The organism is Paenibacillus validus NBRC 15382 (assembly GCF_004000985.1).
Classification (GTDB): Bacteria; Bacillota; Bacilli; order Paenibacillales; family NBRC-103111; genus Paenibacillus_G; species Paenibacillus_G validus.
This window is the reverse complement of record NZ_BIMH01000064.1, coordinates 1-20,268: the sequence shown is the minus strand read 5'-3', so window position 1 is coordinate 20,268 and position 20,268 is coordinate 1. Positions and strand designations below refer to the sequence as shown.

At 57.9% G+C, this 20,268-nt stretch carries 17 protein-coding genes; all 17 read left to right on the top strand.

Annotated elements, in window-relative coordinates; genetic code table 11:
* The first annotated feature begins 80 nt into the window (after positions 1-80).
* The 17 genes from PVA01S_RS24225 (at position 81) to tatA (ending at position 20,108) form a co-directional block, all read left to right on the top strand.
* Positions 81-1,106: an ABC transporter substrate-binding protein gene (locus PVA01S_RS24225; protein ID WP_054797647.1), complete on the top strand. Its 1,026-nt coding sequence runs from the start codon at positions 81-83 to the stop codon at positions 1,104-1,106.
* Positions 1,107-1,186: 80 nt separating this feature from the next.
* Positions 1,187-1,990, top strand: coding sequence for an ABC transporter ATP-binding protein (locus tag PVA01S_RS24220; RefSeq protein ID WP_054797648.1), 804 nt, complete (start codon positions 1,187-1,189; stop codon positions 1,988-1,990).
* Positions 1,977-2,810, top strand: a complete 834-nt coding sequence (locus tag PVA01S_RS24215; protein ID WP_054797649.1) for an ABC transporter permease — start codon at positions 1,977-1,979, stop codon at positions 2,808-2,810. Before PVA01S_RS24220 ends, PVA01S_RS24215 begins: the two co-directional genes overlap by 14 nt.
* A 203-nt stretch (positions 2,811-3,013) precedes the next feature.
* A complete protein-coding gene (locus tag PVA01S_RS24210) occupies positions 3,014-3,964 on the top strand; it encodes an aromatic acid exporter family protein (protein ID WP_127610215.1) in 951 nt (316 codons plus the stop codon).
* Between the two features lie 117 nt (positions 3,965-4,081).
* The gene (locus PVA01S_RS24205) at positions 4,082-4,645 is read left to right on the top strand and encodes an outer spore coat protein CotE (protein WP_054797650.1); all 564 of its coding nucleotides are present in this window, start codon (positions 4,082-4,084) and stop codon (positions 4,643-4,645) included.
* Between the two features lie 147 nt (positions 4,646-4,792).
* Complete coding sequence (locus PVA01S_RS24200) at positions 4,793-6,277, top strand: putative amidoligase domain-containing protein (RefSeq protein WP_127610213.1); 1,485 nt, start codon at positions 4,793-4,795, stop codon at positions 6,275-6,277.
* Between the two features lie 132 nt (positions 6,278-6,409).
* A complete protein-coding gene (gene mutS, locus PVA01S_RS24195) occupies positions 6,410-9,160 on the top strand; it encodes a DNA mismatch repair protein MutS (RefSeq protein ID WP_127610211.1) in 2,751 nt (916 codons plus the stop codon).
* Positions 9,161-9,187: 27 nt separating this feature from the next.
* Positions 9,188-10,639 (top strand): S41 family peptidase, encoded by a 1,452-nt coding sequence (locus PVA01S_RS24190; protein ID WP_127610209.1) that lies wholly within the window; start codon positions 9,188-9,190, stop codon positions 10,637-10,639.
* 25 nt (positions 10,640-10,664) lie between these two features.
* A complete protein-coding gene (gene mutL / locus PVA01S_RS24185; protein WP_127610207.1) occupies positions 10,665-12,683 on the top strand; it encodes a DNA mismatch repair endonuclease MutL in 2,019 nt (672 codons plus the stop codon).
* A gap of 2 nt (positions 12,684-12,685) precedes the next feature.
* A complete protein-coding gene (locus PVA01S_RS24180) occupies positions 12,686-13,462 on the top strand; it encodes a class I SAM-dependent methyltransferase (RefSeq protein WP_127610205.1) in 777 nt (258 codons plus the stop codon).
* A complete protein-coding gene (miaA, locus tag PVA01S_RS24175) occupies positions 13,453-14,436 on the top strand; it encodes a tRNA (adenosine(37)-N6)-dimethylallyltransferase MiaA (RefSeq protein WP_127610203.1) in 984 nt (327 codons plus the stop codon). Before PVA01S_RS24180 ends, miaA begins: the two co-directional genes overlap by 10 nt.
* Positions 14,437-14,458: 22 nt before the next feature.
* On the top strand, positions 14,459-14,701 hold the full coding sequence (gene hfq / locus PVA01S_RS24170) for an RNA chaperone Hfq (RefSeq protein ID WP_054797369.1): 243 nt from the start codon (positions 14,459-14,461) through the stop codon (positions 14,699-14,701).
* A 196-nt stretch (positions 14,702-14,897) separates the two neighbouring features.
* Entirely contained in the window at positions 14,898-17,567 is a 2,670-nt protein-coding gene (locus PVA01S_RS24165) for a transglycosylase domain-containing protein (protein ID WP_127610201.1), read from the top strand.
* Positions 17,568-17,678: 111 nt separating this feature from the next.
* Positions 17,679-18,380 (top strand): peptidylprolyl isomerase, encoded by a 702-nt coding sequence (locus PVA01S_RS24160; protein WP_127610199.1) that lies wholly within the window; start codon positions 17,679-17,681, stop codon positions 18,378-18,380.
* A 99-nt stretch (positions 18,381-18,479) separates the two neighbouring features.
* Complete coding sequence (locus PVA01S_RS24155) at positions 18,480-19,145, top strand: alpha/beta hydrolase (RefSeq protein WP_054797370.1); 666 nt, start codon at positions 18,480-18,482, stop codon at positions 19,143-19,145.
* Positions 19,146-19,173: 28 nt separating this feature from the next.
* Positions 19,174-19,824 carry a YdcF family protein gene (locus PVA01S_RS24150; RefSeq protein WP_127610197.1) on the top strand — a complete coding sequence of 217 codons (651 nt, stop codon included), beginning with the start codon at positions 19,174-19,176 and terminating at the stop codon, positions 19,822-19,824.
* 89 nt (positions 19,825-19,913) lie between these two features.
* Positions 19,914-20,108, top strand: coding sequence for a twin-arginine translocase TatA/TatE family subunit (tatA, locus tag PVA01S_RS24145; protein ID WP_054797403.1), 195 nt, complete (start codon positions 19,914-19,916; stop codon positions 20,106-20,108).
* Positions 20,109-20,268 lie beyond the last annotated feature (160 nt).

Here is a 20,268-nt window from a genome sequence, read left to right as displayed (position 1 = left end):
TTGCGTTGGGCCGCTGCACCCTTCTCTAGGCGGAAGCATATGCTGCAATTATACGAAAGCAGAAGGGGAGGGACTTGCTTATGAAATTAAAATCCGGAATGAAGGCCGCGGCTTTGGCGTTGACGCTCGTACTCGCCGGTACGGCGCTGCTGACCGGGTGCGGTCCAAAGACGCAAGAGGGGCCGGTTAAGGTGCGGGTGGGCGAGGTGACGCGTTCCATCTTTTATGCACCGCAATATGTGGCGGTGAATAAAGGATTTTTCAAGGAGCAGGGGCTGGAGATCGATCTGACGACGACCGCGGGAGGCGACAAAACGATGACCGCGCTGCTCTCGAATGGTATCGATGTTGCCCTGGTGGGCTCGGAGACTTCGATCTATGTCCATCAGCAGGGCAGCGCCGATCCGGTCATTAACTTCGCGCAGCTGACCCAGACGGACGGCACGTTCCTCGTCGCCCGCAAACCGCTGGAAGGCGCGTTTGATTGGAGCAAGCTGAAGGGTGTAACATTCCTCGGCCAGCGCAAGGGCGGCATGCCGCAGATGGCGGGAGAGTTTACGCTGAAGAAGCACGGCATTAACCCGCATGCGGATTTGACGCTGATTCAGAACGTCGACTTTGCTAACATTCCTGCCGCTTTCGCCTCCGGTACCGGCGATTACGTACAATTATTCGAGCCGCAAGCTACCGTGTTCGAGAAGGAGGGCAAAGGCTACGTGATCGCCTCCTTCGGGGTGGAAAGCGGCAAGCTGCCGTACACTGTATTCATGACGAAGAAAAGCTACTTGACGAAGCAATCGGCTACGGTGCAGAAATTCGCGAATGCGGTGCAGCAGGCGCAAAATTGGGTGCAGCAGGCAACCCCGGACGAAATTGCCGACGCGATTATTTCCTTCTTCCCGGATACGGACAAAGCGGTTGTCCGCGATGTTGTGAAACGGTATAAGGATCAAGGTTCATTCGCAACGGACGGCATCGTCGACCAGGCGGAATGGAACAACCTGCAGGATGTGATGGAAGCGGCAGGCGAACTGAAGCAGCGGGCCGATCACGGGCAGTTAGTCGATAATACGTTCGCCGAGAAAGCGAAGCAATCCGTGAAGTAACCAAAGGGGCGGCGAAAGTGTGCGGACGGCAGCTTTCGCCTTTTCTTTGCAAGATGATAAGAAGGAGGGCACCGAATCGTATGACAAAGGCGTCTTCTATTGAAATAAGCGGCGTGTCGCAAGTGTACGTCAACCGGAAAGGCACATTTGCCGCGCTGCAGCATATCGATCTCCGTATCGAGCCGGGCGAGTTCGTCAGCATTATCGGACCGAGCGGCTGTGGTAAAACGACCTTGCTTTCGCTGATCAGCGGTTTGCTGACACCGACTTCGGGCAGTGTGAGTATCATGGGCGAGCTGATCAAGCGGCCGACTCCGCGGGTCGGGTATATGCTGCAGCACGATTATTTGTTTCCGTGGCGGACCATTAAAGAGAACGTCTGCCTCGGCTTGGAGCTGCTGGGCAGGAAAGACGAGGCGTCGCAGGCATATGTGACGGAGCTTCTGGCGGAAATGGGACTCGCAGAGTTCGCCGACGCCTTCCCGCATCAACTGTCTGGGGGGATGCGGCAGCGTGTGGCGCTTGTACGGACGTTGGCGACGGAGCCAGATATTTTGCTGCTGGACGAACCGTTCTCGGCGCTCGATTATCAGACGAAGCTTCAGCTGGAAGATTTGATCGTCACCACGTTGAAGGCGCGGGGGAAAACGGCCGTTCTCGTTACCCATGATATTTCCGAGGCGATCGCGATGAGCGACCGGATCATCGTGCTGCAGCCCAATCCCGGGCGTGTACTGGCCGATGTGACGGTACCGGAGCCGATTCGTCAGGCGCAGCCGCTTCATGCCCGCGAGAAGGAAGGCTTTCACGAGCTGTTCCGGCGGTTGTGGTCGATGTTCGAGCAGGTGGAGAGGAAAGGGGGCGGCGCGGATGGAACGCCATGAGGTAAACGAACGGGCGGAAGACATGCACTTGCTTGCTGCCCGGGTTTATGAGACGTTCCTGCGAAGGGAAAAGCGGCAGTCGCTATTTGTCCGGTTGACGCAAGGCGCTCTGCTGCTGATGTTCGTGCTGATGTGGGAAATAGCGGCCCGGCTGATGTGGATCGACGGGCTGTTGTTCAGTTCGCCGAGCCGCATCGGGACGCTGCTGCTTGAGAAGACGGCCGACGGTTCGCTGCTTGTGCACACCGGGGTCACGGTCTGGGAGACGATCGTCGGCTTCGTGCTCGGTACGCTGGTCGGGACGGCGATCGCCGCGCTGCTGTGGTTTTCTCCGTTTCTGTCGCGGGTGCTCGATCCGTACATCGTCGTGCTGAACAGCTTGCCTAAGGTGGCGCTGGGCCCGCTGTTCATCGTCGCGCTTGGGCCAGGCGCGTTGTCCATCGTCGCGACGACGCTTTCCATCACCGTTATTATCACGATTTTGGTCGTCTATAACAGCTTTAAGGAAGTTGATCCGCAGCTGTTGAAGGTCGTACAGCTGTTCGGCGCAAGCCGCAGCACCGTGTTCCGGAAGGTCATTCTTCCCGCATCGTACCCGACGATTGTGTCCACGCTGAAGGTGAACGTCGGTTTGTCTTGGGTCGGGGTCATCGTCGGCGAGTTTCTCGTCTCGAAGCAAGGGCTCGGCTATTTGATTATTTACGGGTTTCAGGTATTCAATTTCACGCTTGTCATCGGCAGTGTCGTGGTCATCGCGATTGCAGCGACGCTTATGTACCAGGCCGTCTCCTACTTGGAAGGAAAGCTGGTGCGCCAGTGAGGAGCGATGGGGAGAAATCGCAGGGAAGGGCGGGCTGCCGGCGAGGCGGCCCGCCCTTTCACGCGCTTCCTCCATGCGTCCGCTTGACGGGGATCGGTCTGAGCGGGTACCTCCGGGTTGTCGGCGTTCCGGAAAAAGAGTAAGATGGTGGAAATTGACTTTGCGGCTCTTTTGTGGCTCTTGTGTAAGGTGGACACCGTAATATGGGAATTCGCGTCATCAAAACGGCGCTTGCCGTCATCCTATCGATTTATATCGCTCAATATTTGGGGCTTAGCTCGCCCTTGTCAACCGGATTGCTCGCCATCATGGGCGTGGAGGTGACGAAGAAGCGGGGCATTGCGCTATCGCTTCAACGTATTGCGGCATCCGTCTTTGCGCTGCTGTTCAGCGTGGCCTTGTTCTGGACGCTCGGTTATCAGGTGTGGGTCATTGGGTTGTACGTGCTCACGTTATATCCGCTGCTGAGCCGGTTGAAGCTGAAGGACGGCATCGTGTCCAGCTCGGTCGTGATGTTTCACGTGTTTGCGGCCAAGACGGTTACCCTGGAGCTCATTGTGAACGAGGTCCTGCTGCTGGTGATCGGTCTCGGCACCGCGACGCTGATCAATATCGTCTATATGCCGAAAGAGCATACCCAGCTTGTCCAGTATCGCAAGCAGGTGGAAGAGCTGTTCTCGCGAATTTTTATCGAGCTTTCCCGTCATCTGCGGGACAATACCTACGTATGGAGCGGCCGGGAGCTTCTCGAAGCCGAGGAGCTGCTGCATAAAGCGGTTGACGCGGCCCGTCGGCAAAGCGATAACCGGTTGATTTTCGAAGGGGCGGAGTGGACCGTATATTTCTACATGAGGGAGCGGCAGCTTGAAGCGGTCGGCAGAATGACGGAGCACGTCGCGCGGGTGTACCAGACGCTGCCGCATGGCGAGCTGCTCGCGACCGTGTTCGAAACCTTAAGCGAGGATGTCCTGATGCCGCATTATACCGGCCGGACCGAGCGGCACTTGTTCGAGCTTGAGCAATCGTTCAAAGGCATGGCGCTTCCGCTGACAAGAGAGGAATTCGAAATTCGGGCGGCGCTGCTTCAATTGGTTGAAGAACTGAAAGTTTATTTAAACGTAGCCAAAAAAGAAAAACGCCCGGTAGGCGTCTAAATACAAGGGGCATTTGTCCCTGCTAATCTCCTCTGACATTTGCAAAAAAAGTTATCACACTAGACGAATGTCCTGCATACAAATGTAATGAATGATTGTATGGAGGAGGTTAGAAGGATGTCATTAGATAAAGACTTGCAAGTCAGAGAGATCTATACGAAGGCTGTCTGCGGCAAAGGACGTAAATTTTCGCAAGTAACCAACACGGTCACTCCGCCTCATGCTCCGACCAGTATTTTGGGTGCTTGGATTATCAACAACCAATACGACGCGGTGAAGTCTGGGGAGAATGTGGAGGTGGTAGGTACTTACGATATCAACATCTGGTATTCTTATGACCGGAATACAAAAACGGATGTTGCGAAAGAAACGGTCTCCTATGTTGAGGTTGTGCCGCTTCATTATCTGGATAAGAAACATAAGCCATCGACGGCCGAAGTGTTGGCTGCCGCCACGCAGGAGCCAAACTGCGTGGAAGCCAGCATCTCATCCAACGGATCTGCGGTGCTGATCCGCGTAGAGCGCGAGTATAAGGTCGAAATGATCGCAGAGACGAAGGTTTACGTGGTGGTAAGCCCGAACGGCATTGACGATTTCGACGATAAGCATGTGGATTTCGACACCGATGACGGCGGCTTTGAAGATTTGGATCCGGATCTGCTCGACGACGAATTGAACTGATCTTGCTACAGTATATGCCGGGAGAAGTCATTTCGGCAGAGGGCGTCAGCCCTCTTTTTTGTTTCCCGAGGCGTTCGCCGGCAAAATGGGCAGGCGGCGCCGCAATACATTCTGGCCAGCCGTGCGTAACGGCGAGGGAGGGACGCGATGTCCGCCTTTTTGCTTCATTCCCATGAACCGGAGCTGCAGCCGCTGCTGGAAAACTTGCGAATTCCGCACGGAGCGAGGCTTTCTGCCGAACGGAAGGACACGGCGTATATCATTCATTGGGGGGCTTATCACCCGAATACAGGAGGAACCAATCCCGAGGCGCTGCAGCCTGTAAAAAGCATATTGGCGGCGCTGCAGCCCCGGCGGCTGTCCGATACGCTCCGCCTGCACGGCATCGACTGCTTCTTGGACGAGGAGTCGCAAGCGGAGGGCGAGGAAATCCGCTGGAGTCACGAATTTGTGGTGCCCGTCTTTGATTTGCAGGCGCTGACGCTGTTTCACCGTTCGAGCGGGGTGTTCTATGCGGGCCGCCGTGGGGCGGCGGACGCGAGTGCGGATCCGGGCGCGGGGGCTGGACCGGGCAAGCCGATGACAAGCCGCCGGGAGACGGCTTACAGCGAGATCGGGCTCGAGCAGCGGGGGTTTTATGCGGTTCGTGCGATACGCGAAGCCGTCAAAAGCATCTATGCGCTCGGACTGGACTACGGCGTCGTGCGCATCGGGGTGCGCCCGGCAGGAACGCTCGCCGTGCGCGGCGTAGAACCGGTTCCGGCGTTGACGCCGCGGCTGGCGGAGCTGTTCGCGGACGCGATGAACCGCTTCGACGAACGGATCGGGAAGCTCGAGGCGCAGCCTCCGGCCGTGGCGATGCTGGGCGCAGACCCTGAATTTCTGCTGCTGAATGCGCAAGGGAAAGTGAAGTTCGCCTCGGCCTTCGTCGACAAGGACGGCCCGTTCGGCTGTGACGCGATCGTGCTGCCGAGCCGCCGTAAAGTATATCCGCTGGCCGAGCTGCGTCCGGCGCCGAGCACCGATGTGCGCAAGCTGGTCGTTCATCTGCACCGGACGCTCCAGCTTGCGGCGAAGCGGATCACCGACCCGGAGCTCGCGTGGGTGGCGGGGGGCATGCCGGTTCGCGGCTTTCCGCTCGGCGGGCATATTCATTTCAGCGGAGTTGAGCTGGATGTCCGTCTACTGCGCGCGCTGGACAATTACCTGGCCCTTCCGCTGACGCTGGTTGAGGGCGAGACGACGGCGGCGCGCAAGCCGCAGTACGGGTTTCTCGGCGATTTCCGGCGGCAGCGGCACGGCGGCTTCGAATATCGCGTGCTGCCGAGCTGGATGGTGTCGCCGTCCGTCGCCAAAGGCGTGCTGGCGCTCGCCAAGCTGATTGCCGAGCATTATGCGCAGCTCAAGCAGCGGCCGCTGAGCGAACCGGAGGTGGTGAAAGCGTACTACCGCGGCGACAAGGCGCGCATTCGTCCGCTCGTTCCCGGCTTGTGGCGGGATATGGAGAAGCTGCCGGGGTATGCGGAGCACGAGTCGTATTTGCTGCCCCTATGGCGCATGATGCTGCAGATGAAGGCCTGGAACGAACGGGAAGACATCAGGCCCAAGTGGAAAATAACGACGCGCTCGTAAGAAACGGGTGTTCTCTATCTTTTCATGATATAATCATAGATAACTTACGAGGCGAAGCGCGGCGTCCGGCTGCAGCCTGCAGGTGCGCGCGCTTTCGTCTCCCCGTAAAGCGTAGAGCGTGGAGGATGGAGTATGGCCAAATATACGCCAATGATCGAGCAGTACCTTGCCATTAAAGCGGAGGTCAAGGACGCTTTTTTGTTTTTTCGTTTAGGCGATTTCTATGAAATGTTTTTCGAAGACGCGGTACTAGCTGCGCGCGAGCTGGAAATTACGTTGACAGGCCGGGAAGGCGGCATGGAGGAACGCATTCCGATGTGCGGCGTTCCCTATCATTCCGCAGAAAACTATATTGCCCGGCTGGTAGAGAAAGGGTATAAGGTCGCGATATGCGAGCAGGTGGAGAATCCGGCGGAAGCGAAAGGTGTCGTGCGCCGGGAAATCGTGCGGATCGTCACGCCGGGCACGGTGATGGACGCCCGCTCGCTCAGCGAGACGAGCAACAACTACATAGCCGCGGTTCAGTCGGACGCGGCAGGCTTTGCATTGGCAGCTTGCGACATCTCGACCGGCGAGCTTTACGTCACCCGGTTAACCGGGTCCTTCGAGCGGCTGATGGATGAGCTGAACGTCTACAACCCTTCTGAGCTGCTCGGCGCAGCGGAGGTGCTGGAGCGTATTCAAAGCGTCGCGGGAGCGATGCTGCGGACGGCCGTTATGACGGTCAGGTCGGAAGAGAGCCTCGCGGCGGCGGGCCTTCAGCCGATTACCGCCTACTTCTCGGACAAGCAGCTCGCCGCATTGCCGGACGGCGGGAGAGAAGCGCTGTCCGTGCTGATGGGCTACTTGCAGGAGACGCAAAAACGTTCGCTCAGCCACATCAAACATATCCGCATCTATGAGCCGAACCAATATATGGTGATGGACCCGTTTACCCGGCGAAATCTCGAGCTGGTGGAAACGGTTCGGGACCGGACGAAGAAGGGGTCGCTGCTCTGGCTGCTGGATAAGACGGTGACCGCGATGGGCGGCCGTTTGTTGAAGCGCTGGATCGAAAAGCCGCTGATGAACGCAAGCTTGATCGAAGAGCGGCTGGAAGCGGTCGACCGCTTGTATAACCAGTTGATGCTGCGCGACGATCTGAGGCAATCGTTGAAGGAAGTGTATGACCTGGAGCGGTTGACCGCCCGGATCGCCTACGGCAGCGCGAACGCGCGCGATCTGGTTGCGCTGCGGGCGTCGCTGGAGCAGGTGCCCCGGCTGCGTGAGTTGTGCGAGGGCAGCGGTTCGGCGACGCTGAAAGCTTTGGCGGAAGGCATCGATCCTTGCCAAGACTTGATGAGCTGGATCGCCGACACGATCCAGGACGAGCCGCCGGTTTCCGTCCGGGACGGCGGGATGATCCGCGCGGGCGTTAACGCGCGGCTCGACCAGCTGCGCGAGGCGAGCACGAACGGGAAGCAGTGGCTTGCCGAGCTGGAGCGGCTCGAGCGGGAACGCACCGGTATCAAATCGCTCAAAATCGGCTTTAACAAAGTGTTCGGTTATTTCATCGAAGTGACCAAATCGAACTTGTCGATGCTGGAGGAAGGCCGTTACGAGCGCAAACAGACGTTGGCGAATGCGGAACGCTTCGTAACGCCGGAGCTGAAGGAGAAGGAAGCGCTCATTCTGGAAGCCCAGGAGGGCATGATCGATCTCGAATACGCCCTGTTCACGGAACTGCGGGACCGGCTGGTCGGACAATTGTCGAGGCTGCAGCAGCTGGCCGAGCGGATCGCCACGATCGACGTGTACCAGTCGATCGCCCACGTCAGCGCCGCACAGCGGTATACGCGCCCGACGATCGGCGAGTTTTACGGCTTGGAGATCGAGGAGGGCCGCCATCCTGTCGTGGAGGCGGTGCTGGAGGACGGCGTCTTCATCGCTAACGATACGGCCTTGACGCGCGAGAGCGGCAGCATGCTGCTGATCACCGGGCCGAATATGGCCGGGAAGAGCACCTATATGCGCCAAGTGGCGATGATCGGCCTGATGGCGCAGATCGGGTGCTTCGTGCCGGCGAAGCGGGCGGTCGTACCGATCGTCGACCGGATTTTCACACGCATCGGGGCGGCGGACGATTTGATCGGCGGCCAGAGCACGTTCATGGTCGAGATGATGGACATCCAGATCATGACCGAGAAGGCGACCTCGCGGAGCCTTGTCATCATCGACGAGCTTGGGCGCGGCACGTCGACCGGCGAAGGGATGGCGATCGCGCAAGCCGTCATCGAGTTTCTGCACGACAACATCGGCTGCAAGACGCTCGTCTCCACCCACTTCCATGAACTCGCGCATCTCGAAGAGAGCCTTCGGGATTTACGCAATTATTGTATGGCGGTGAAGGAGAGCGGACAGAACGTGACGTTCCTGCGCAAGCTGATTCGCGGCGCCGCCGACACTAGCTACGGCATCTATTGCGCGCAAATCGCCGGACTGCCGAACTCGATCATCGAGCGCTCGTACGAGCTGCTGAACGCATTCGAGACTCGCGCCGAGCTGGCGCAGGGGCATGCCGAGAGCACGGCGGGCAAGGAAGCTGCTGCGACCGCTGTTTCCCGCAAGCCGCAAGCGGAGCTTGTCCGAGAGGCCGTCGAGTCCAGTCCGGAGGCGTCTGCGCCGACCGCACTTGCGCCGGCAGCACCGGAAGCGGCGGCCGGCCCGGCGATCCAGTTGAGCTTGTTCCCGGCCGAATCCCCGGAGACTGATAAATCGGCGAAGAAAACCGGGAAATCCGACAAAGTGCTCGAGCAGCTGCGTCACGCGGATTTAATGAATATGACGCCGATGGCGGCGATGAACTTTTTGTACGAATTGAAGAAGCAGCTGACGAACAACTAAACCATTCCGAAGAGAAGAGGAATTCCGATGAACATCAAGCATAAAGGCAAACTGTGGCGTCATGCCGTCAGCTCCGTACTCGCGTTATCTCTACTAGTCCCTGCAACCCAGCCTGCGCTCGCAGCGGCAGAGAGTTTGAGCGCGGCCGACCGCGCGAAGGAAGTACTGAGTTTGCTTGAACAAAACCATGTCAGCGCGCCGGACGCCAAGAAGCTGTCCGATGCCGCGATCAAGGCGATGGTCGAATCTTTGAACGATCCGTATACGCAGTACTTTACGGCGGAGCAATTGACCGAATTCGAATCCTCCATAGCTAATCAATATGTCGGGATCGGCGTTCGCGTCAGCGAGCAGCCCGACGGCATCTACATCGCCCAAGTGTTCGAGGGGCCTGCGCAAGCGGCGGGCATTCGGATCGGCGACGTGATCGTCGGGATTGACGGGCAATCGGCTGTCGGCGTTCCTTTGAACAAGGCGACGTCCAAAATCATGGGCGAGCCGGGCACCGAGGTGAAGCTGCAAATCGTACGCGACGGCGCGACATCGGAATTGACCGTGAAGCGCGAACGGATTCAAGTTCCGGTCGTGATCGCCAACCGATTCCAGGGCGTGGGCTATGTTCGTATATTGAGCTTTTCCAGCGATGCCGACGAGATGACGGCGTTGTTCCTGGATGGGCTGCAGGCCCCCGGCGAGCTGAAGAGCCTGGTTGTCGATCTGCGCGACAATCCGGGAGGCCTGCTGGAAACGGCGCAGCAACTGGCAAGACTGTTCGTCAAGGAAGGTACGCTGATTCATACGAAAAACCGCAATAATACCGACGAACCGGTGACCTTCTCGGGCGGCGAGACGCAGCCGTTCCCGGTCTATTTTCTCGTCAACGGCAACAGCGCCAGCGCTTCGGAGGTGTTGACGGGGGCGCTGCAGGATTACAAGGCGATTACGGTGATAGGAACGAAAACATACGGCAAAGGCAGTGTACAAGAGGTGGTTCCGCTTCAATCCGGCGGCGCTTTAAAGGTGACGGTCGAGGAGTATTTGACGCCAAAGCTGCGCAAAGTGAACGGCGTCGGCTTGGAGCCGGACGTGAAGGTGGAAGGCGGAGAAGTGCCGGAGCTGCTGACGGCGCTCCGCACCGCGGGTCTTCAATCGATTACGCTGGAATTGAAACGAATCAGTATGTCCGTGAACGGATTAGACGTGGTGGATACGTTCAAAGTCGTCCGCGAGAACGGACAAACGTACGTACCATCCCGCGTTCTGGCCGCCCTCCTTGGCGCCAAGGTGGAATGGAACGAAGCGTCCCGTTCGGTGCAGATTACTTCAGCGGACGGCCAAACCTCGTATACGCCTGCGGACGGGGACGTGCTGCTTCGCGAAGGAACAAGCTATGTCAGCGCCGCGAAGGCGGCTGAGGCGTTCTCTTCGCTAGAGTGGAGCGACAACGGACAGACGCTGAAGCTGAGCACAAGCAAGTGAGATAGAGGGTTAAGGAGCCTCGGTCATGGGAAAAATAAACATTCTAGACGAGCATATCGCCAACCAGATCGCTGCCGGCGAAGTGGTCGAGCGTCCTTCGTCGGTTGTGAAGGAATTGGTCGAGAACGCGATTGACGCCGGCGGCACCCGGATTGACGTGACGATTGAAGAGGGCGGCCTCAGTTTGATCCGCGTCGCGGATAACGGCTCCGGCATGGACCCGGAGGATGGCGAGACGGCTTTCCTCCGCCACGCCACGAGCAAGATCGCGAAAGCCCAGGATTTATTCGAGATCCGAACGCTTGGCTTTCGTGGCGAGGCACTGCCCAGTATCGCCGCCGTCGCGAAGATCGAGCTGCTGACGAGCGCGGATACGACCGGACTCGGCACGCGGCTCGTCATCGAAGGCGGAAAGCTGGTGAGCAAGACCGATCACGCCGCCCCGCGGGGGACGGATATTACGGTGCGGGAGCTGTTCTACAATACACCCGCCCGGTTGAAGTATATGAAGACGATTCAAACCGAGCTCGGCCATGTGACGGATTATATGTACCGGCTGGCGCTGGCGCATCCGGGCATTGCATTTACGCTGAAGCATAACGGTAACACGCTGCTGCAAACGCTCGGCAACGGCGACCTTCTGAACGCTATCGCGGCCATTTACGGCACGGCGGTAGCGCGCACGATGCTGAAGATCGAGGGCGAAACGCTCGATTACAAGCTCGTCGGCTTCATCTCGAAGCCGGAGATGACCCGCGCGAACCGCGGCGGCATCTCGACGGTCATCAACGGCCGGTACATCCGCAACTACACGCTTGCGCAGGCTCTATTGCAGGGTTATCACACGCTGCTGCCGATCAACCGCTTCCCGGTTGCCGTGCTGCATCTGCAAATGGACCCGACGCTCATCGACGTGAATGTGCATCCGGCCAAGCTGGAGGTGCGCTTCAGCAAGGAGCAGGAGCTGATGCAGTTCGTCGAGCGGGAGGCGCGCGGCGTCTTGGCTCAGCAGCGCTTGATCCCGCAGGCGGGAGCGGTGAAGAAGCCGCGTGAAGCGGTGATTCAAGAGCAGCTTGAGCTGTACCGCCCGCAAGCGGCCTCTACCGCTGCGGAGCAGGCGGGAAACCGGGCGGAGAACGCGGTGGAAGCAGGGAATGCGGGGCGTCCGGACATTCCGGAGCGAAGCTTCGAAGAAAGCCGCCGCGCGGCCGCGACGTCTTGGCGTGAAGCGAACGGTGCGTCGGGCTTCACGGCGCCGCCTGCCGCGGGCAGGGCGGAATCGGCATACGGAACGCCGTCCGCGCGACCGGCGACCGGCGAAGGGGCAGCCGCTGCGCCGCGTACGCCAGGAACGTCCGCTGCGCCGCGCGTCCCGCTCAGCCAGCGCGAGACGGCGGCCGCGTCCGAGGCGCTGCTGCGCTCGTTGACCCCGGCCGGCGAAGCCGCTCCGGCGCTGCCGGCCTTCCCGAAGCTGGACCCGATCGGGCAGCTTCACGGTACGTACATCGTCGCGCAGAACGAAGAAGGGCTGTTCCTGATCGATCAGCATGCGGCGCATGAGCGGATCAATTACGAGCATTATTACGATTTGTTCGGAAAACCGGCGGAAGCGAGTCAGGAGCTGCTCGTCCCGATTACGCTGGAATTGACTTCGTCCGAAGCCGGACGTCTGCAGGACAAGCTGGGCCAGCTCGAGCAGGCCGGCGTTTACCTTGAGCCGTTCGGCGGCTCCTCGTTTCTCGTGCGCGCTTACCCGCACTGGCTGCCGCGCGGCGAAGAGCAGGCGTTGATCGAAGAGATGATCGAATGGCTGTTAAACGAGAGGAAGGGCGTCGATATCGGGAAATTCCGCGAGAAAGCCGCCATCATGTGCTCCTGCAAAGCATCGATCAAAGCGAATCAAACTATGGGTACGCTCGAGATGGAAGTGCTGCTCGACCGGCTGGCCGCATGCCGAAATCCGTACACATGTCCGCACGGACGGCCGATCGTCGTCAGCTTCTCGACTTATGAATTGGAGAAAATGTTCAAAAGGGTGATGTAGCTTTGTTCGTCACAACTTCCTACGACCCGAACGCCGCGCAGCTTGCCGAGGCCCGGCGTCTGGCCGGAACGCTCGGCGGACGCTGCCTGCAGCGCCGCCAAATGACGCTGGCTCAACTGCGCGCCCGATTCGGGGACGAGGATATTTTAGTCATTTCGAAGGAGCGGCTTGAGTATCATCACGACGGCCGGCAGCCGCTCTTTTTTCACCCGAGCACGGCGGCCGTCCGCGTGAAGCGGCTGCGCAACGGCGAGCCTGATACGCTGCTCGCTTTGGCCGGCGTTCGTCCCGGCGACCGGATTGTGGACTGTACGGCCGGACTCGGCTCCGATGCGATCGTTTTCGCGTTTGCGGTCGGCGATGAAGGAACGGTTGTAGCGCTCGAAAGTGCGGCGATCCCTGCTTTTTTACTTGCAGAGGGCTTAAAGTCCTATCATTCCGATGTGCCCGGTTTGAATGAAGCGATGAGACGCATCCAGGTGCATCCGGTCGATCATTTGACCTATTTGCGCGGACTACCGGACGATAGCTGCGATGTCGTATACTTCGACCCGATGTTCCGCAAGCCGATCACGGAATCGAACTCGATCCGCGCGATTCGGGGAATTGCCGACGACCGGGCGCTCTCGGAAGAGGCGGTCGCCGAAGCGAAGCGCGTGTCGCGGCGCTGCGTCGTCATGAAGGAACACCGCGACAGCATGGAGTTCGAGCGGCTCGGCTTTGCCGTCGCTCATCGCTCCTCGACGAAAATTGCTTATGGAGTGATACGATGTTCGTAGAGAGAGACGGCACAAATCCGGCGCCTGCGCGCAAGCCGAAGCTGCTCGTGCTGGTAGGACCGACCGCGGTCGGCAAGACGAAGCTCAGCCTGACGCTGGCCCAAATGTACGACGCCGAGATTATATCGGGCGATTCCATGCAGGTATACCGGCGGATGGATATCGGGACCGCGAAGGCGACCCCGGAAGAACGCGCGATGGTGAAGCACCATTTGATCGACATTCACGAGCCGGAAGAGCCGTTCTCGGTCGCCGAGTTTCAGGAACGGTGCGTGCCGTTGATCCGGGATATCGACCGCCGCGGGAAGCTTCCGTTTATTGTGGGCGGCACGGGCTTGTATATCGAATCGGTTTGTTACGATTTCCAATTCAGCGAAGCCCGCTCGGACGAAGCGTTTCGCGAAGAAATGGAGACGTTTGCTTTGCGCCATGGGGCTGATGCGCTGCATGCCCGATTGCGGGAAGTCGATCCCGAATCGGCGGAACGGCTGCACCCGAACGATCAAAGGCGGATCATACGGGCGCTTGAAATTTATAAAGTGACCGGAGAACGGCTTTCCGACCGGCTGAAGGTCCAAAAAAGGGTAACGCCTTACGAATTGTGTATCATTGGGTTGACAATGGATAGAGCTTTACTATATAAACGTATTGAAGAGAGAATCGATCTCATGATCGAACAAGGTTTGGTGGACGAGGTTCGCGGCCTGTTGGCCCAAGGCGTCGATCCTTCGTCCTTATCGATGCAAGGGCTGGGGTACAAAGAAATTGTTTCCTATTTGGAAGGCCGAGCAACGCTGAACGAAGCAATCGACGTTTTAAAAAAGAACACCCGCCACTTTGCCAAACGGCAGCTATCGTGGTTCCGCCGGATGAAAGATATCGAATGGGTGGATATGAGCCAAATGGGAGAATTTTCTACCCAGTTGCAATTCGTTCGTGGTATAATAGCAACTAAATTAACTTTGACCCGTTAACTAAACCTGAGGGGGCCCATTGATGAACAAGTCGATCAACATTCAAGACACGTTTCTGAACCAATTGCGCAAGGAGAACATTCCGGTCACCGTTTATTTGACTAATGGATTCCAAATCCGCGGAGTCATTCGCGCGTTCGATAATTTTACCATTATCATTGACAGTGAAGGTCGCCAGCAGATGGTGTACAAGCATGCGATTTCTACGTTTACCCCGCAGCGCGCCGTATCGTTGATGCAGCAGCAGGAGCAGAACGCCGAATAATCGGCTTTTGCCCGCTATTCATACGCAGGGTACTTGACCCAGGGTTGGGGCCGGAAGCAACATTTCCGGTCCGAATCGCGTCTAATTGCATAGAAACCGAAAGAACAACCCGATTCTTCCGGGTTGTTTCTTTGTTTAAGACAGCTTTGCGCAGGTTAATAGGACTGTGACACAGATAAGGAAAGGAAGTCGGGGCATGACGGGATCAAGCAAAAAGACACCGAACCAAGCGCCGAAGGAGAGAAAGACGTCAAGCGGCTTGAAAAAGAAGAAGAAGAAAGTGACGACAGGCAAAGTATTCTTAGCCATGTTCATTGCCGGAGCATTAGCTGCGATTTGTGCGATGGGGGTCTACATTTTCGTCATATTAAACGGAAATAAAATATTGCAGGAAAACCTGGATAAGCTTGAGTTTGATGAAGCGTCGCATATTCTGGATATCAATGGGGCGGAAGTCGGCGTCCTGAAGGTGGAAAACCGTGAAAATATAGATCCGAAGGAAGTGCCAGAGCTGCTGAGACAAGCGTTCGTGGCGACGGAGGACAAACGGTTCGACGAGCACGCCGGGGTCGATTTGTTCGGGATCGCCCGGGCGCTGGTGAAGGACGTCGTCGCCCGCAGCATGGTCGAAGGCGGAAGCACCATTACGCAGCAGTTGGCGAAAAACGTGTTCTTGAGCGCGGACAAAACGTTCTTCCGTAAAGCGACGGAAATGTCGATTGCGATGGCGTTGGAGCAAAACAAGACGAAGGACGAGATTTTGACGTACTATCTGAACCGGATTTATTTCGGAAACCGGGCTTACGGGGTGAAAACGGCCTCGAAAATTTATTTCGGAAAGTCCGACCTGAGCAAGCTGGAGCTGTGGGAGGTCGCGACGCTGGCGGCCATGCCGAAGGCGCCCAATACGTACAACCCGATCTCGAATCCGGACAAATCCAAGGAACGCCGGGCCGTCGTGCTGAAGCTGATGTACGACCAAGGGTATATCACGGAAGCGCAGCGGGCGGAAGCGGCCGCACACGACTATGAACGGCCTGCCGGCGCAGCGAAAGATCAATTCCAGTCCTATATCGATTACGTATTGCGGGAGGCGCAGGAAAAGTATAACTTCGAGGAAGACGATCTGCTGCGGGGCGGCTACAAAATTTATACGAATCTGGACCCGAATGCGCAGGCGATCATGGAACAAACGTATGCGAACCCGAAATTTTTCCAAAAGGACGGACCTGCTCAGAAGATGCAAAGCAGCATGGTCATCTTGAATAACAAAGACGGCGGGATCGTCGCGATGATCGGCGGGCGGGATTATGTAGTCCGCGGGTTGAACCGGGCCGTTGCCCAGCCGCGTCAGCCGGGGTCGGCGTTCAAGCCTTTGATCTCCTACGCGCCGGCCCTGGAGCTTGGCAAGTTCACGCCTTATTCGAAGCTTCCGGATGAACAAAAGTCGTATAACGGTTATTCGCCGCGGAACTGGGACGGCGTCTACCGCGGCCAGGTGACGATGTTCGAAGCGATCAAGAAGTCGGTGAATATTCCGGCCGTTGAGGTGTTAAACCAGGTCGGCATAAGCAAAGCGAAGTCGTACGTCGAAAAGCTCGGCATCCCGTTCGATAAAGCGGATAATAACTTGGCCATTGCTTTAGGCGGTTTGACGAAAGGCGTTACGACGCTGCAAATGGCGCAGGCGTATACGTCATTTCCGAACAACGGAAACGTCGTCGAAGCGCACGCAATCATTAAAATTATGGACGACAGCGGAGAGCGCGCGGCTTTCAAGGCGGAGAAGAAGGCTCCCGTCTGGAGCGCCAAGACGGCTTGGTACATGACCCAACTGCTGCAAGGCGTCCTGGAGCCCGGCGGCACCGGTACGGCGGCGAAGTTCGAACGCCCGGTTGCGGGGAAAACAGGTTCGACGCAGCTCGAGCTTAAAGGTCTCGAGAAATATAACCGCGACCTCTGGTTTGTCGGGTACACGCCGGAATGGACGGCCGCCGTCTGGATGGGCTTCGATAAAACAGATGCGAAGCATTATGTTTCGATGAGCAGCGGCGCGCCGGCCGCTATCTTCAAGGAAGTCATGCAGAAGGCGCTGGCCAAAAAGCCGATGACGAAATTCGTCAAGCCTAGCGGTGTAGCGGATATGGATGAACCGCCAAAAGGAATCGGCGATCTGAAAGCGGAGTTCGTCGCCGAGAAGAAATCGGTGAAGCTGACTTGGTCCGCTGTCGGCGAAGGCGTCGTATACCAGGTATTCCGTAAGGACAGCAAAATGCAGGAGTTTCCGAGCGAGCCGATCACTTCGACAACGGTGACCGAGGTCAACGATATTTCGGCTATTCAGCCGGATACGTACGAGTATACGGTCGTTCCGCTTAACCCGGAAAACAACGTGGCTGGCGCTCGCTCGAACATAGCCAGCGTAACGGTCAGTGATTCGTCAAATCCGCAACAGCCGGGTACGGAAAACGACGGCGAGCCGCTTGATCCGAACGCGCCGGAAGCCGGACAGCCGGGCACCGGTACCGGACATAATCCGGGCGGAACTAACGGAAATGGCGGAACAGGAGCCGGTTCGGGACAACAGCCTGGAACCGGTAAGCCCAGCGGTACGACAACCCCGGATGGATCGAAGCCTGGGACGGGGACGGGCGCGGGAACAGGTACCGGAGGCACGGGAGCCGGCGCCGGAAGCGGTACACCCCCAGGGACGGGTGGAGCCGGCGGTACGACGCCCGGGAACGAGCCCGGCGGCGGCGAAGCCTCAAATCCAACCGGCGGGCAGCCGATAACCCCGGACCCGGCAGTCGGCGGCAATAACGGCGGCACGTTTGGAAGTCCCGCGCTGCCGCAGCGTTCCCCATAACAAGGGGTGTGACCCCGGGTTGCGGTTTGAATATTTTATTTTCCGAGTTCCGGTGTAGTATAATCAGGCCGTAACGTGATTCCAATAGCTGCAGATGGAGATGAACCAACGATGATTTCAAAGATTGCGCAAAAAACGATACGTACAGCCCTCGCGGCGGGCCTGGTTGCCGGTATGCTGGCCGGATGCGGCACGAAGCCGGCGCCCGCCGACAATTCGAACGCGAGCCATCCGTCCGCCCAGCCGAATGCTTCAACCGGTACGACGTCTGAACCGGGCAAGAAAACCTGGTCGTCGCCTCCGGAGATGAAGATCGATGCGAACAAATCGTACACAGCGACGGTCACGACGTCCAAGGGGACGTTCGTCATCGAATTGTTTGCCAAGGATGCGCCCAAAACGGTAAACAACTTTGTGTTTTTGGCGAAAGAAGGCTTTTATAACAACATCACCTTCCACCGGATCATTCAATCGTTCATGGTTCAGACGGGAGATCCGCTCGGCAACGGAACGGGAGGTCCGGGCTACAAATTCCCGGATGAACTGAAGTCGCCTTACAAATACGAGCCCGGGATCGTAGCGATGGCCAATTCCGGTCCGAATACGAACGGCAGCCAGTTCTTCATTTGCACCGGCGAAGACAGCAAGAGCTTGAATAAATTGCCGAACTACACGATCTTCGGCAAAGTTGTCGAAGGTATGGACACCGTGCAAAAAATTGCCGCCACACCGGTCGAGCAAGGCTCTGAGCCAACGCCAAGCAAACCGAAGGAGAAAGTCGTCATTCAGTCGGTCACGATTACTGAAAAGTAACGGGATGGTCAGGCAGCGTGGGAATCCACGCTGCTTTTTGTTTCGACTGAGGGAACCTTATTCCGGATACATTCGTCTAATGAAAGGAGAGACCTGCATATGGCCGAGGAACGCGCATGCTTGCTGCTGCACGGCTTTACCGGCGGACCTTACGAGGTTCAACCGCTGGCGGATTACTTGCAAGGATACGGTTATGATTGTCATGTCCCGACGCTGCCCGGCCACGATCCGGAGCTGCTGGGTCTCGCGGCCTCCACGTGGCAGGATTGGCTGGATGCGGCCGCCGATGAGGCTCGCCGGCTTAGCCGGCATTATGCGTCGGTCGATCTGATCGGCTTCTCGATGGGGGGACTGATCTCCGCATATTTGGCCAACCGCTTCCCGATCCGCCGCTTGGTGCTGCTGAGCGCCGCTGCGATTTACATAAGCCCGGTTCGGTTCATGCGGGATCTGGTCGACCGGATGCGTACCCACGATTGGGAGCATTGGCAGCGGGTGAAACGCGTGCCGCTGCCCGCTGCGGTGCAGTTCATGAAATTGGCCCGGTTTGCGAAGCGGCATGAGCTGAACCGCATCTCGGTCCCTACGTTAATTATACAAGGGCGTCAGGACCAGATCGTTCATCCGCGCAGCGCCCGCTATATCTACAACCGTATCCAAGGCGAGAAAGAGCTGCTGTATGTACCGAAGTCCCGGCATTTGCTTTGTCTCGAGCCCGAAGCGGCTGAGGTGTTTCAAGCCGTACGACGCTTTCTGACGCAATAGGGGGAACAATCGTAAGGGACTGATTGCAATGAAAGAGAAACGACGCCGGAAGGCGATGAAACGAAAGGATCGCTGGATACGGGTCGGCCGCTGGCTGCTGGCGATTGCACTTGTGGGCGTCCTATGGATTGGCGTCGTGCAGGTTCGCATGGCCACATTGCCCGATCGGGAGCTGCCACCGCAGGACGTTGGCATCGTGCTTGGAGCCTCGCTTTGGCAGACGACGCCAAGCCCTGCGTTGAAGGAGCGCTTGGACCGGGCGGTGGAGCTGTACCGCAGCGGCGTCATTACCGAGGTGATTGTCAGCGGCGGCTACGACACGCCGAAGTCTACGCTGACCGAAGCCGAAGGGATGCGCAATTATTTAATGGAGCAGGGCATTCCGGAGGGCCACGTTTACTTGGAGAACGAAGCACGCAGCACCTATGAGAATTTGAAATTCAGCCAAGCGATTATGAAAGAGCACGGATGGACGTCTTCGGTCATTATTACGCATCGCTATCATGCGGTACGCGCCCTCGACATTGCGCGCTTTCTCGGCTTCGAGCGGCCGCAGGCTTCGCCGATGGATTCAAGCGTGCTGATGATGTCCTGGCACCGCAGCCGGGAGACGCTGGCTTTCGCCAAGTGGCAGTGGGACAAGGTCCAGCTTTCGCTCGGGTACGAACTGCAGCGCTAGGCGGCAGTGGACCAAACTGAAAGTTTCTTTTCGCTCGCGGTCTTGGTATAATGCAAGGAAAGGATAGTCCCAGAAACGGGGTGACGAACATGCCGTTCAATATCGGAATCGGCGGACTTTTACTTATTTTAATCGTTATACTGATCTTATTCGGGCCGTCGAAGCTCCCCGAGCTTGGCCGTGCGGTCGGTCGTACGTTAAGCGAGTTCAAAGAGTCGACGCGAGGTTTAAGATCCGGCGAGAATGAGGAAGAGAACAACAAGAAGAACGAACCGAAGTCATAATCCGTCGGGAATCCGTATGTAATCAAACTCCCTGCCGGTCATGCGAGAGCATGATCCGCCGCAGGGAGTTTTTTTTGTTGTCCGCCGCCGATGTCCGCCGCCGATGTCCGCCGCCGATGTCCGCCGCCGATGTCCGCCGCCGATGTCCGCCGCCGATGGC

Coding starts and splice junctions, on each gene's coding strand:
- miaA (WP_127610203.1), top strand. CDS start 13,453: ATGTTCGTAGAGAGAGACGGCACAAATCCGGCGCCTGCGCGCAAGCCG.
- mutL (WP_127610207.1), top strand. CDS start 10,665: ATGGGAAAAATAAACATTCTAGACGAGCATATCGCCAACCAGATCGCT.
- tatA (WP_054797403.1), top strand. CDS start 19,914: ATGCCGTTCAATATCGGAATCGGCGGACTTTTACTTATTTTAATCGTT.
- PVA01S_RS24165 (WP_127610201.1), top strand. CDS start 14,898: ATGACGGGATCAAGCAAAAAGACACCGAACCAAGCGCCGAAGGAGAGA.
- PVA01S_RS24225 (WP_054797647.1), top strand. CDS start 81: ATGAAATTAAAATCCGGAATGAAGGCCGCGGCTTTGGCGTTGACGCTC.
- PVA01S_RS24150 (WP_127610197.1), top strand. CDS start 19,174: ATGAAAGAGAAACGACGCCGGAAGGCGATGAAACGAAAGGATCGCTGG.
- PVA01S_RS24215 (WP_054797649.1), top strand. CDS start 1,977: ATGGAACGCCATGAGGTAAACGAACGGGCGGAAGACATGCACTTGCTT.
- mutS (WP_127610211.1), top strand. CDS start 6,410: ATGGCCAAATATACGCCAATGATCGAGCAGTACCTTGCCATTAAAGCG.
- PVA01S_RS24160 (WP_127610199.1), top strand. CDS start 17,679: ATGATTTCAAAGATTGCGCAAAAAACGATACGTACAGCCCTCGCGGCG.
- PVA01S_RS24155 (WP_054797370.1), top strand. CDS start 18,480: ATGGCCGAGGAACGCGCATGCTTGCTGCTGCACGGCTTTACCGGCGGA.
- PVA01S_RS24200 (WP_127610213.1), top strand. CDS start 4,793: ATGTCCGCCTTTTTGCTTCATTCCCATGAACCGGAGCTGCAGCCGCTG.
- PVA01S_RS24210 (WP_127610215.1), top strand. CDS start 3,014: ATGGGAATTCGCGTCATCAAAACGGCGCTTGCCGTCATCCTATCGATT.
- PVA01S_RS24190 (WP_127610209.1), top strand. CDS start 9,188: ATGAACATCAAGCATAAAGGCAAACTGTGGCGTCATGCCGTCAGCTCC.
- PVA01S_RS24220 (WP_054797648.1), top strand. CDS start 1,187: ATGACAAAGGCGTCTTCTATTGAAATAAGCGGCGTGTCGCAAGTGTAC.
- PVA01S_RS24205 (WP_054797650.1), top strand. CDS start 4,082: ATGTCATTAGATAAAGACTTGCAAGTCAGAGAGATCTATACGAAGGCT.
- hfq (WP_054797369.1), top strand. CDS start 14,459: ATGAACAAGTCGATCAACATTCAAGACACGTTTCTGAACCAATTGCGC.